This window comes from Thauera phenylacetica B4P (assembly GCF_000310225.1).
In the GTDB taxonomy this organism is placed as follows: Bacteria; Pseudomonadota; Gammaproteobacteria; order Burkholderiales; family Rhodocyclaceae; genus Thauera; species Thauera phenylacetica.
The window spans coordinates 1-12,543 of record NZ_AMXF01000117.1; the positions used below are offsets into that span (position 1 = coordinate 1).

The following is a 12,543-nucleotide window of genomic DNA, read 5'->3' on the forward strand; positions in this document are numbered from 1 at the left end:
CCAGATGGCTGGCGAGGCGCGCCCGGAAGGCGCGGCTGACCGCCGCCGCGCCGGGCTGGGGCACCGGGCGGCCGCTCGCGCGCGCCTTCTCCACCTCGGCGGCGTCGAGATAGCTCTCCTCGACGTAATGCCGTGCCATCTCGGCGAGCGCCGCGGCGGCATCGGGAAGGCAGGCGCTGGCCATGCGCCAGGCGCCGATCGACGCGCCGAGCAGGTGCACCGGCGCGCCCTCTCCCGCCAGCCAATGGCCGAAGAGGAAGCGATCGAGCGGATTGAGGATGAGGCCCTTCGGCCCGCCGGCCGCGCCGGGCACGGCGAGCACGTCCGCTGGAGCCAGGCCGCGCTCACGCAAGCGCGCACGCGCGACCGGGCCCGCGAGGATACGCAGCGCGGGCTTCATCGCCGCGGCGGCGCCGGGGCGGCGATCACGGCTTGATCGGCTCCCAGCCCGGGTGGTCGTACTCGCGACCGTAGAAGTTCAGCGTCTCGGCCACCCGCAGCAGTCCGAGCCGCTTGGCCTGCTGGCGCGGGGCGTCGCGCATCAGCCCGGCACCATCGCTGATGTCCCCGAGCAGCCACTGCAGGTGGCGGCCGGCGCGGCCGCGGAAGTCGCGTCCCGCGCTGATCGCACCGACCTGGAGCAGGATCTCGGCGGACAGCGCGACGTGCGCGGCCTCGTCCAGGGCCGGGTCGGACACACGCGCGGCGACGGTCTCGCGCAGCTGCAGCATGCCGGCGCGCAGCTTCTCGTCGGCCGGGCGCGGCAACTCGTCGGCGGGCGCCTGCAGCTTGGGTTGCGGGCGCGCGTCGTCGGCGGCGAGGATGGGCGCAGGGGTGGCACACAGCGCCGCGACGGCGGCACACAGGAAGGCGAAGCGCATGCACGATCTCCGGTTGGATGCGAACGGTCGCCATCCTACCCGGGCGGGCTGCGAAAGCGCTTGAACTGAATCAAGCCGCCACCGCGCCCTCGACCACCACCACCCGCTGCCCGGGCGCATCCGCATACAACGTGGGCGCCCGCGCGGGGTCGGCCACGTGCACCACCGCGCTCCAGTTGGCGTCGTCCGGCAGCAACTCGCCGAGCCGGTTCGGCCAGCGCAGGATCGCCGCCTCGTCGAGCGCGTTGCCCGCCATCCTGGGGAACAGCGCGAAGTACAGCAGGTCGGCCTCGATCAGCTCGTTGAGGAAGTGGGTGCCGAGCGAGACGTCGGGCACCAGGTGCTCATGCATGGCCACGATCTCGCACAGCGCGGCGACATGGTTGATCTCGGAGAACAGCACCGGGATGCCGAGGAAGGGGTCCTTCGAGCCCCAGCGCCCGGGGCCGAGCATCAGCACGCAGCGCTCGCCGGCGAGCGCGTTGAGGCGGCCGAGCACGCGCGTCACCGCCAGCCGCCCGGACTGGTCGAGCGCGGCGAAGGCGGCCGGACGCACCAGCACGATGCGCTCGGGGCGGATCACCCGGCTCGGCCCGATCACCGCGCCGCGCGCCTCCACCAGGCGCGGCGCGTCGACCGGCGGCTCCACGCCCTGCACGCCCTCCACGCTGCGCACCTGCATCGGCCGGCACTGCAGCAGGTTGATGCGATAGCCGCCGTCGGGCACGAAGTTGAGCGCGAACTCGATCTCCACCGGATGCGCGTAGGCGGCGTGCAGCACGCCCAGCAGCGTGCGCAGGTCGGCGACGAAGCCGGTGCGCGCGATCAGCCCGTCGAAGGTCAGGAAGGCCGGGCGGTCCTCGGCCTCGCGCGTCGTGAACAACGCGAGCGGAAAATCCGCGTGGCCGCGCACCAGCTCGGCGAACGGCCCCGAGATCACCTCGCCGCGCTCCAGGTCCAGGCTGTCCATGCGGCGCTGGGCGTGGCGCGCGATCGCGCCGAAGCTGGTCTCCGGGCGCAGCTCGGGCGCGTCGAGCGCGATCAGCCGGGTGTAGTCGTCGTCGGCGCGATCGACCGCGCGCGTGCCCAGGCCGGCCACCAGGCGCACCACGCCCGCCTTCATGTCGATGCGCGGGTTCCACGGATAGGGATTCACCGACAGCCCGACGCCGGCCGCGTGCGGGTTGAACCAGCGCCCGCCGGCGGTGCCCGAGACGCGCATGATCAGCAGCGCCATCTGCTCGTGCTCGTCGAGCAGGCCGCGGCGCTGGCGGTAGCGCAGCGCCGACTCCGACAGCGTGCTCGCGTAAACCTGGCGCACAGCGTCGAGCAGCGCGGCCAGGCGCTCCTCGCGCGTGCCGCGGTTGGCGCAGAACACGCTGTCGTACTGGCCGGCGAAGGCGTTGCCGTAGCGGTCCTCCAGGCGCGAGCTCGAGCGCACGATGAAGGGCCACTCGCCGAAGTAGTCCAGCATGCCCTCGAACTGGCGCAGGGTGGACTCGGGGAAGCGGCCGCGCAGGATGTGCGCGCGCGCACCGTCCTCGCCGTCGAGCCCGTGCAGGAAGCCCTCGGCCTCGCGCTGGCGGCGGCGCATCCACCACAGCCCGTTGATCACGAAGAAGGTGTCGAAGACCTCGCTGCCGACGTGGAAGGAGTCGTGCGCCTCGAGGCGGGCGTGCAGCGCGGGCGCGTCACGGCGCACGACCGCGCGCGCGATCAGCATGCCCGCGGCCTTGCCGCCGATGGTGCCGATGCCGATCATGCGCGCGCGCACCGCGAGCAGGTCGTCCAGGTTCAGGTAGCGCGCGATGAGGTCCTGCAGGCCCGCCTCATCGGGAAACAGCAGGCGCGCCAGGCGCGCGAAGGCGACCGCCTCGCCGGCCAGCTCGGGCACCTCGGCCGCGCGCAGGGCGGCAAAGGTGCGCGCCTGGTCGAAGAGCTGCTGCCAGTGGCTGCGGATCTGCTCGTCCTCCAGCCCCGGCCAGCCCGAGCCGGCGAGGATCTCCGCCACCGTCCCGCTGTCGGCCACGGCGCGGAAGCGCTCGCCCGGCTCCCAGGCGTGGATCAGGTTCATCGCCGCCGCCGAGCGGTGCTGCACCTTGATCGGCCGGATGTAGAGCCGGCCGCGGCAGCGGAACACGTCGAGCAGGTACTGCGTCGTCTCGGTGATCATGTCCATGCCGGCGCGCGCGTGGCGATGGCGCAGCACGCCGAAGTAGGTCACCGTGTCGAGGTCGAAGAGCCGTGGGCAGGTCAGGCGGAAGAAGTTGCCGAGCATGCGGTCGGACAGCCAGGCCTCGGCGAGCTCCGACAGGCAGTCGAAGACGTACATGGTCTCGCGCCCCGCAGCCTCGATCACCGAATGCACCTGGTCGACGAAGGCGTCGAAGCCGTCCTCGGGGCGCGGGGCGAACACCTCGGCGCCGCTGTCGTCCCCGAGCAGGGGCGGATGCGCCGCGAAGCGGAAATAGATCAGGCGTCGCCCCTGCGCGCGGGCCGCCCGCGCGTAGGGCAGCACCAGCGCGCGGTAGTCGTCCAGCGCCTGCACCTGCCAGACGATGTTGTCGCCGCGCGCCACGCCGCGCAACATGGCGTCCAGGCCGGGCAGGCCGGTGGTCGGGGCGAAGGCGGATGATGTGGGCGCCGTGGCTGTGGGCGCCGTGGCTGTGGGCGCCGTGGCTGTGGGCGCCGTGGCTGTGGGCGCCGTGGCTGTGGGCGCCGTGGCGGTGGGCGCCGTGGCGGTGGGCGGAACGGTGGGCGGAACGGTGGGAATCATGGACGCTACCTCGCACAAGGCCTGCGAGCGCGATTATGCGCGCAAGGCGGGCGGGAACTTTTCCGCAGCGCGGCATTCTGTCCGCACGACGCGCCCATCAAGCCACCCGGTCCGGCACAATCGGCCGCTCGCCTCGCCCGCCCGATTGGGTCGGCCGCGGCTCGACCGTCGTCGCGCCGCCCGGCCCCATCCCGTCCTCTCCCATCCCGTCCTGTCCCATCCCGTCCTGTCCCATCCCGTCCTGTCCCATCCCGTCCTGTCCCATCCCGTCCTGTCCCATCCCGTCCTGTCCCATCCCCGCGCCCTGACGCCTCACTCCCCACGCCCCACGCCCCAATGCCCCGACCGACCGCCCTGCGCCCCCTCCTTCTCGCCCTCCCCGCCGCACTCCTGCTCGCCTGTTCCTCGGAGCCGCCCGACACGCACCCGGACAAGCCGGTGACCCAGCGCCGCGACGCCTTCAAGGCGATGCTGCGCAGCACCGAGCCGATGAGCACCATGCTCAAGGACAGGCGCTTCGACGCCGACCGGTTCGCCAGCCTCGCCGACCAGCTCGCCGCGGTGCGCGAGACGCCGTGGAAGCACTTCGGCGCGGATACGAACTACCCGCCCACCAAGGCCCGCCCGGCGGTGTGGGAGAAACCCGACGAGTTCGAGCGCAGGCGCAGCGAATTCATCAGCGCCACCGACCGCCTCCTCGCCGCCGCCTCCGCGCGCTCCGAGGCCCAGGCCCGCAGCGCGCTGGCGGCCGTGCAGGACAGCTGCAAGGCCTGCCACAACGACTTCCGGCGCTGACCTCGCGCCACCAGGACGGGCGCAGAAGCTGCCGGGAAGGCGCGCCCCTCCGCAAGCACCTGTCCTCGAACGCTGTCTTCGCGCCTGCCGGCGCTCCTACAGGAACCGTCGCGGGCGGGTGGCACGGCGCCATGTAGGAGCGGCGGCAGCCGCGAACGGGCGGTGCGGCGGGTGACGGGGTCGCGGGGAATCGACGCAACGTTCGCGCCTGCCGGCGCTCCTACAGGAACCGTCGCGGGCGGGTGGCTCGGCGCCATGTAGGAGCGGCGGCAGCCGCGAATGGGCGGTGCGGCAGGTGACGGGGTCGCGGGGAATCGACGCAGCGTTCGCGCCTGCCGGCGCTCCTACAGGAACCGTCGCGGGCGGGTGGCACGGCGCCATGTAGGAGCGGCGGCAGCCGCGAAGGGGCGGTGCGGTGGGTGAAGGGGGCGCGGGGGATCGACGCAGCATTCGCGCCTACAGGCCAGCCTCCAGGCCTTCTTTGGTGGGCGCGTGCCGACGCCCCTGCCAGCTGTCGCGACGAGCGAGCTCGGCGCTGAGCCGGGGGGCGAGCTCGGAGAGGCGGAGGTTCCAATTCGGGGCGAGCTTGAGCGCGGGGGGCACTTCGCTGCCGAGACGCTGGAGCAGGATCTCGGGCGACAGCCGTTCGACGAAGTCGGCGAGCAGCACGATGTACTCGTCCTCGGCGAGCAAGGGGACGCTTTGCGGATCACGCGCCCAGTCGCGCGCCATCGCGGTGCCGCGCACCAGCTGCAGCTGATGCAGCTTGAGCGCCGCGATCGGCAACGCGGACAGGCGGCGTGCAGCCTCGAGCATGCCGGCGCGCGTCTCCCCGGGCAGGCCGAGGATCAGGTGGGCGGTCACCCCGAGGCCGCGCGCGGCGGCGCGTCGGATGGCGTGCTCGCTGCAGGCGAAGTCGTGGCCGCGGTTGATCCGGCGCAGCACCTCGTCGTCGCAGGACTCCACGCCGATCTCGAGCTCCACGATGTGCTCGCGGGCGAGCTCGGCGAGGTAGTCGAGCACCGCGTCGGGCAGGCAGTCCGGCCGCGTGCCGATCGCCAGCCCGCAGATGCGCGGGTGGGCGAGCGCGGCCTCGTAGGCCTCGCGCAGGCGCGCGAACTCGCCGTAGGTGTTGCTATAGGCCTGGAAGTAGGCGATGAAGCGCTCGGTGCCCGGATAGCGCCGGTCGAGAAAACGCAGGCCGGCTTCGATCTGGTCGCCGATCGGGTCGCGGCGGTCGAGATAGCCGGGGGTGAAGCCGGCGTTGTTGCAGAAGGTGCAGCCTCCGCTGCCCAGGGTGCCGTCGCGGTTCGGGCAGGTGAAACCGGCGGCCACCGAGACCTTCTGCACCCGCCCGCCCCAGCGCCGCTTCACGTGGTCGTTCCAGGCGTTGTAGCGGCGCTCTCCGAAGGGTGAGGCTGCGGTTCTTGCGCTGCCATCAGAGTAGGGCATGGGGTCGGAATGCAGCAGGGAAACGAGTGTGGGCGCGGAGCTCATGCAGAAGGCCGGGGAGATGGACGAAGCAGGCGGCGGTGGCGGGCGTGGTCGGAAACCACACCGGGGCGCGAGTGTGCCGCCGACTAGCGATTCAGCCCTTGACGGTACGCAAGCGAAGCCGCATTCGCGCCTGCCGGCGCTCCTACAGGGGCCGTCGCGGTGGCGATGGGCGTGTAGGAGCGGCGGCGGCCGCGAAGACGGCGGTGTCACGAGCGAGGCGCGGTCGCCTAGCCTGCACCGTCCATTCGCGCCTGCCGGCGCTCCTACAGGGGCCGCCGCGGCGGTGATGGGCGTGTAGGGGGGAATGGAGCGGGCGTGCTCAGGCGGCGCCGTGGTCGTCCTCGCCGATCAGCACCAGACCGTCGGACAGCCATTTGTGCGGCGGGATCTCGAGGTTGGTGGGGGCGGGTTGGCTCAGATACACGCGGCCGGCGAGGTCGAAGATCGAGCCGTGGCAGGGGCACAGGAAGCCACCCGGCCAGTCGGCGGTCATGCCCTCGGTGGTGCCGGAGGCGAATTTTTCGGATGGCGAGCAGCCCAGGTGCGTGCAGATGCCGATCACGATCAGGTATTCGGGCTTGATCGAGCGGTGGCGGTTGGTGGCGTACTCGGGCTGTTGCGGCTCTCCCGAGACGGGGTCGGCCAGGCGGGCTTCGTTCTGCTCGAGCGTGGCGAGCATCTCGGGTGTGCGGCGCAGGATCCACACCGGCTTGCCGCGCCACTCGACGGTCATCATGTCGCCGATGGCGAGCTTGGAGACGTCGGCCTCGACCGGGGCGCCGGCGGCGCGGGCGCGCTCGGAGGGGGTCAGGCTGGCGACGAAGGGGATGGCGGTGGCGCCGGCGGCGACCGCGCCGGCGGCGCTGGTGGCGATCAGCAGCTTGCGGCGCTGGGCCGCAAGCTCGGATGGCGTATCGGACATGGCGGGCCTCTCCCAGGGATGTATCGAGGTTTCCGGCCCGGGCGGGCGGCGGAAAAAAGGGCGAAGCGGCCGGGGGGCACTCAATCGAAACTACGCTGCCAGGGGCAAGACCGTTGAGGGGGGACGATCATGCAGCGATCACGACGCGGCCTGCTTCGCTCGGGGTTCTATAAAGCAACCGCCGTGCCAGGTTTCTAAAAAGCCGCCTCGACGCTGGATTCACGCGCATCTCGGCACATTCACCCTGCCATTTTCTGCCGACAGCGCAATTTCGCTGCCACAAGTGACAGTGCCGCACGCAGCAGATCCTCCTGTAGTCCCCTTCCGCGCTCCTTCCCCTTCCGCGCCCCTTCCGCGCCCCTTCAGCACCCCTTCAGCACCCCTTCAGCACCCCTTCAGCACCCGCGCTCAGCTTCCCTCGACGCTCCAAGCTCCACTCTCGCCGCCGCCCTCGCCGTCCAGCAGCCCGAGCGCCTTGAGCCTTCGATACAGCGTGCGCTCGCTGATCCCCAGCCGGTGCGCCAGCTCGCGCCGGCTGCCGCGATGCGCACGCACCGCGCGCAGCATGGCCTGGCGCTGCACCTCCTCGAGGTCGAGCGGATCGCGCACCGGCGCGTCGGCGGCCGACGGACTCCCACTGGCAAATCGTGACTCGGCGCTCTCACGCTCCGGATGCAGCACTTCCTCGGGCAGGTGCTCGGGGCCGATCAGCTCGCCATCGCACATCAGGCTGGCGCGCTCGAGCACGTTACGCAGCTCGCGCACGTTGCCCGGGAAGGGGTAGTTGCACAGCACGCGCAGCGCGGCAGGGCTGAGCGACAGCGTGCGCTTGGGGGCGACGCGCTCGAGCAGGGAGTCGATCAGCAGCGGCAGGTCGCCCTCGCGCTCGCGCAGCGGCGGCACGGTGATCGGGAAGGTGTTGATGCGGAAGTACAGGTCCTGGCGGAAGCCGCCCTCGGCGATCATGCGCTTGAGCGGACGATGGGTGGCCGAGACCAGGCGGATGTCGGCGCGGCGCAGCTCGGTGGAGCCGACGCGGCGGTAGGTGCCGGTCTCGAGCAGGCGCAGCAGCTTGACCTGCATGCCGAGCGGGATGTCGCCGACCTCGTCGAGGAACAGCGTGCCGCCGCTGGCCGCCTCGACCAGGCCAGGCTTGCGCGCGGTGGCGCCGGTGAAGGCGCCGCGCTCGTGGCCGAAGACCTCGCTCTCGAACAGGGTCTCGGGCAGGCCCGAGCAGTCCACCACCACGAAGGGCCCCTCCGCGCGCCGGCTGGCCTCGTGCACCGCGCTCGCGAGCAGTTCCTTGCCGGTACCGGATTCGCCCTGCAGCAGCACGCTCGCGTCCGAGGGCGCCACCCGCGCGATCAGCTCGAGCATGCGCTGGAAGGCGGGCGAGCGGCCGATCAGGCCGCGGTGGTCCGACACCCCGCGGGCGACGTGCATCGGCTCCATCTTCTCGATGAACCAGGCGATCTCGCCGCCGGCGTCGCGCACCGGGGAGAGCTCGATGTTCACGTATTCCTCGCCGCGCGGCGTGTGGTGCAGGTGCAGCACGCGCTCGCGCTGGCCGGACTGCAGGCTGCGCGCGAGCGGGCAGGATTCACCGGCGCGATCGCAGGGCACGCTGTAGTGGTGGGACACGTCGTAGCAGGTGCGCCCGATGACGCTGCGCGCCTCCGGCCATGAGCGCCGGTAGGCGGCGTTGGCGGCGATGATGCGGTAGTCGCGGTCGCACAGGATGTGCGGTTCGGGGAGGGTCTCGAGGAAGGAGACCAGCTCGGGCAGCGGGCGGGTGTCGGGCGGCATGTTCTGTCAGGCGTGACGGTTGATCTGCCACGAGTCTGCCTTGCTGACAGCATGCGCGTCAATCCGCAGGCACGCTGGATGCGCGCGAAACCCTTGATTTACATCAAATCCAGACCATGACGCAGGCTTTGGCACGGGTCTTGATATGGGGACAGGGCCAACCGGAGCCCGTCATGAACCCGACCGACCGCCGCCTCGTCCGCGAGATCACCCTCGTCATCGTGCTCAAGCTGATCCTCATCACCGCGCTGTGGTGGACCTTCATCCGCGACGCGAAGGTGGAGGTCGACCCCGGCGTGATGGCTGCCCAGGTTGTCGCCCCGGCAAGCTCAAAACAACACACGACATCTGGAGAAACCCATGGTCAGTGAGCAACTCGTCGACCTGTCGCGGCTGCAGTTCGCCGCCACGGCGATGTACCACTTCCTGTTCGTGCCGCTCACCATCGGCATGGTGTGGATGCTGGTCATCATGGAAAGCGTCTATGTCATGACCGGCAAGACGATCTACAAGGACATGACCCGCTTCTGGGGCAAGCTGTTCGGCATCAACTTCGCACTCGGCGTCACCACCGGCATCACGCTGGAGTTCCAGTTCGGCACCAACTGGGCCTACTACTCGCACTACGTGGGCGACATCTTCGGCGCACCGCTGGCAATCGAGGGCCTGATGGCCTTCTTCCTCGAGTCGACCTTCATCGGCCTGTTCTTCTTCGGCTGGGACCGCCTGTCGCGCCAGCAGCACCTGCTGGTGACGATCCTGATGGCGGTGGGCACCAACCTGTCGGCGCTGTGGATCCTGATCGCCAACGGCTGGATGCAGAACCCGGTGGGCTCGGAGTTCAGCTACGAGACGATGCGCATGGAGCTCACCGACTTCTGGGCGGTGGTGTTCAACCCGGTGGCGCAGGGCAAGTTCGTGCATACGGTGTCCGCGGGCTATGTGACCGGCGCGATGTTCGTGCTGTCGATCTCGGCCTGGTACCTGCTGCGCGGACGCGACGTGGAGTTCGCAAAGCGCAGCTTCCGCATCGCGGCGGCCTTCGGCTTCGCCTCGATCTGCTCGGTGATCGTGCTCGGCGACGAGTCCGGCTACGCGCTCGGCGAGGCGCAGCAGACCAAGCTCGCGGCGATGGAGGCGATGTGGGAGGCCGAACCGGCCCCGGCCAGCTTCAACGTCATCGCCGTGCCCAACGAAGCCGAGATGAAGAACGACTTCGCCATCCACATCCCCTGGGTGATGGGCCTCATCGGCACGCGCTCGCTCGACAAGGAGCTGCCCGGCCTCAACCAGATCTACGCGCTGAACCGCGAACGCGTGACCGTGGGCGTGGAGGCGGTGAAGCTGCTCGAGGCGCTGCGCAGGAACCCGCAGGACGCGGCGCTGCGCGAGGCCTTCGACAAGGTCAAGGACGACCTCGGCTTCGGCCTGCTGCTGAAGAAGTACGTCGCCTCGATGGACGACGTCACCCCCGAGCTGATCGACCGCGCCGCGCGCGACACGCTGCCCAAGGTCACGCCGCTGTTCTGGACCTTCCGCATCATGGTGGCGCTGGGCTTTGCGATGCTGGCGCTGTTCGGCCTGGCGCTGTGGTACTCGATCAAGGGTGACTTCGCCGAGCGCCGCTGGCTGCTGCGCTGGGCGCTGTGGTCCCTGCCGCTGCCGTGGATCTCGTGCGAGATGGGCTGGTTCGTGGCCGAGTACGGCCGCCAGCCCTGGACCATCTACGGCGTGCTGCCCACCCACCTGTCGGTGTCCACGCTGACGGTGGAGAGCCTGTACGGCTCGCTCGCCGGTTTCGTCGGCTTCTACACCGTGCTGCTGATCGTCGAGATGTACCTGATGGTGAAGTTCGCCCGCCAGGGCCCGGGCAGCCTGGGCACCGGCCGCTACCTCAACGAAACCCATCACGCCCACGCCTGATCCCGGAGCGAACATCATGATTTTCGACTACCCGACCTTCAAGATCATCTGGTGGCTGCTGGTGGGCGTGCTGCTCGTCGGCTTCGCCATCATGGACGGCCACGACATGGGTGTGGGCACGCTGCTGCCCTTCGTCGGCAGGAACGACGAGGAGCGCCGCGTCATCATCAACACCGTCGGCCCGCACTGGGACGGCAACCAGGTGTGGTTCATCACCGGCGGCGGCGCCATCTTCGCCGCCTGGCCGATCGTCTATGCCACGGCCTTCTCGGGCTTTTACTGGGCGATGCTGGCGGTGCTGTGGGCGCTGTTCTTCCGCCCGGTGGGCTTCGACTACCGCAGCAAGATCCACAACGCCACCTGGCGCAGCACCTGGGACTGGGGACTGTTCATCGGCGGGGCCGTGCCGCCGCTGATCTTCGGCGTGGCCTTTGGCAACCTGCTGCAGGGCGTGCCCTTCCACTTCGACGACACCCTGGTGTCCCACTACACCGGCAGTTTCTGGGGCCTGCTCAACCCCTTCGCACTGCTGGCCGGCGTAGTGAGCACGGCGATGATCACCTTCCACGGCGCGATCTACCTCGCCCACCGCACCGAGGGCGACATCCAGCGCCGCGCCACCACCGCCGCGCTGATCTTCGGCGTGCTGATGCTGACGGGTTTTTCCGCGGCCGGGTTGTGGATCGCGAACGGCAGCTTCGGCTACGCCATTACCTCGGTGGTGGACACCGCGGCGCTGCCCAATCCGCTCGCCAAGATGGTCGAACTGCAGCCGGGCGCCTGGCTGGCCAACTACACCACCGCGCCGCTGACCATGCTGGTGCCGGCACTGGCCTACGCCGGCGGCATCGCCGCGCTGCTGCTCGTGTGGAAGGGGCGCACGCTCACTGCCTTCGTCGCCTCGTCCTTCGCCATCGTCGGCGTGATCGGCACCGCCGGCGTGTCGATGTTCCCCTTCGTGATGCCCTCCTCCACCGTGCCGGGCGCCAGCCTCACGGTGTGGGACGCGGTCTCCAGCCACCGCACGCTGGGCATCATGTTCTGGGCCACGGTCATCTTCATGCCGATCATCGTCGCCTACACGAGCTGGGCCTACAGCGTGATGGCCGGGAAGGTCACCGCGGCCTACATCCGTGAAAACGAACACTCTGCGTACTGAACACGCACACGAAACAAGGAGAACGACATGTGGTATTTCGCCTGGGTACTGGGCATCGGCTTCGCGGTGCTGCTGGCCATCATGAATGCGCTGTGGGGCGAGAACGAGGAGGCGCGCGCCGCCGCGCTCGCGGATGCGCGAGCGCAGGCGCACCGCGGCGAGCTGCCGCCGGCGGGCTGAGGGGCACACGATGAAGCCGCTCGTTCCCCCTCTCGGCTCCCCCCTCGCGCCCACGCTCACGCCCGCGCAACCTGCGGACGCGAAGCTGGCCGTCACCGCCCCGGTCCGGGTGGCTGCCGTGTACACCGCCCCTGTCGCGGCCGTCCCCGCACCGACCGAGGAGGAGGCGCGCATCCGCGTGCTGCCGCTGCTGCTGGCCATCGCGGTGATGCTCGGCATCACCGCGTGGCCGGGTGCGCTGGCCGGGCCCGCGGGCGCGGCCGACCACCCCGCGGCGATGGCGCTGTTCTGGGCGATGAGCGCCGGCTTCGTCGCCGGCGTCGGCTTCCGGCCGCAGAACCCGCTGATCCGCCTGCTGTTCTCTCCGCTCGCGTGCTGGCTCGGCGTGATCCTGGCCGGCCTGCGCATGGCCAGCCTGATGGCATGAGGCCTTCGCAAGGCGTGCATTTCCGGCGATTTTCCTTAACCGCCGTTAAGTGTTTGCTTATATAGTTCTCGCTGCACACACGACAGGCCGCACCCGCCCGACGGGCAGTGGCCGACCCAACCTGAAGGAGGAGACCATGAAGGACCTGCCGAAACGATCGCCGGAGCTCGCTCGCCG

Annotated in this window: 11 protein-coding genes and 1 pseudogene; 6 read left to right on the plus strand and 6 right to left on the minus strand. The window is 70.3% G+C overall.

The genetic code is table 11. From position 1 onward, the window contains the following. From C667_RS14210 to C667_RS14220, 3 genes and pseudogenes are all read right to left on the minus strand, one after another. Window positions 1-400 (minus strand): annotated as a pseudogene (locus tag C667_RS14210) (phospholipase); the annotation flags it as partial. 25 nt (window positions 401-425) lie between these two features. Beyond that, on the minus strand, window positions 426-881 hold the full coding sequence (locus C667_RS14215; RefSeq protein ID WP_004366739.1) for a hypothetical protein: 456 nt from the start codon (window positions 879-881) through the stop codon (window positions 426-428). 70 nt (window positions 882-951) lie between these two features. Then, complete coding sequence (locus C667_RS14220; RefSeq protein WP_004366741.1) at window positions 952-3,471, minus strand: PEP/pyruvate-binding domain-containing protein; 2,520 nt, start codon at window positions 3,469-3,471, stop codon at window positions 952-954. A gap of 522 nt (window positions 3,472-3,993) precedes the next feature. Between C667_RS14220 and C667_RS14230 the strand changes: the two genes are divergently transcribed. Beyond that, the gene (locus tag C667_RS14230) at window positions 3,994-4,452 is read left to right on the plus strand and encodes a c-type cytochrome (protein ID WP_004366746.1); all 459 of its coding nucleotides are present in this window, start codon (window positions 3,994-3,996) and stop codon (window positions 4,450-4,452) included. 456 nt (window positions 4,453-4,908) lie between these two features. On the opposite strand, the gene mnmL is transcribed toward C667_RS14230, so the two are convergent. From mnmL to C667_RS14245, 3 genes are all read right to left on the minus strand, one after another. After that, the gene (gene mnmL, locus C667_RS14235) at window positions 4,909-5,904 is read right to left on the minus strand and encodes a tRNA modification radical SAM protein MnmL/YtqA (protein ID WP_039921620.1); all 996 of its coding nucleotides are present in this window, start codon (window positions 5,902-5,904) and stop codon (window positions 4,909-4,911) included. 364 nt (window positions 5,905-6,268) lie between these two features. Continuing rightward, entirely contained in the window at window positions 6,269-6,871 is a 603-nt protein-coding gene (gene petA, locus C667_RS14240) for a ubiquinol-cytochrome c reductase iron-sulfur subunit (RefSeq protein WP_004366751.1), read from the minus strand. Window positions 6,872-7,279: 408 nt separating this feature from the next. Then, entirely contained in the window at window positions 7,280-8,677 is a 1,398-nt protein-coding gene (locus C667_RS14245) for a sigma-54 interaction domain-containing protein (protein ID WP_004366752.1), read from the minus strand. A gap of 173 nt (window positions 8,678-8,850) precedes the next feature. Here C667_RS14245 and cydP point away from each other — a divergent pair, with 173 nt between their 5' ends. From cydP to C667_RS25075, 5 genes are all read left to right on the plus strand, one after another. Continuing rightward, on the plus strand, window positions 8,851-9,048 hold the full coding sequence (gene cydP / locus C667_RS14250) for a cytochrome oxidase putative small subunit CydP (protein ID WP_004366754.1): 198 nt from the start codon (window positions 8,851-8,853) through the stop codon (window positions 9,046-9,048). Then, on the plus strand, window positions 9,038-10,600 hold the full coding sequence (locus C667_RS14255; protein ID WP_004366756.1) for a cytochrome ubiquinol oxidase subunit I: 1,563 nt from the start codon (window positions 9,038-9,040) through the stop codon (window positions 10,598-10,600). Before cydP ends, C667_RS14255 begins: the two co-directional genes overlap by 11 nt. A 16-nt stretch (window positions 10,601-10,616) precedes the next feature. Continuing rightward, complete coding sequence (gene cydB / locus C667_RS14260; protein ID WP_004366758.1) at window positions 10,617-11,759, plus strand: cytochrome d ubiquinol oxidase subunit II; 1,143 nt, start codon at window positions 10,617-10,619, stop codon at window positions 11,757-11,759. A 27-nt stretch (window positions 11,760-11,786) separates the two neighbouring features. Beyond that, a complete protein-coding gene (cydX, locus tag C667_RS26835) occupies window positions 11,787-11,939 on the plus strand; it encodes a cytochrome bd-I oxidase subunit CydX (protein WP_004366759.1) in 153 nt (50 codons plus the stop codon). Window positions 11,940-12,057: 118 nt separating this feature from the next. Then, on the plus strand, window positions 12,058-12,366 hold the full coding sequence (locus C667_RS25075) for a cyd operon YbgE family protein (protein WP_039921622.1): 309 nt from the start codon (window positions 12,058-12,060) through the stop codon (window positions 12,364-12,366). Window positions 12,367-12,543 lie beyond the last annotated feature (177 nt).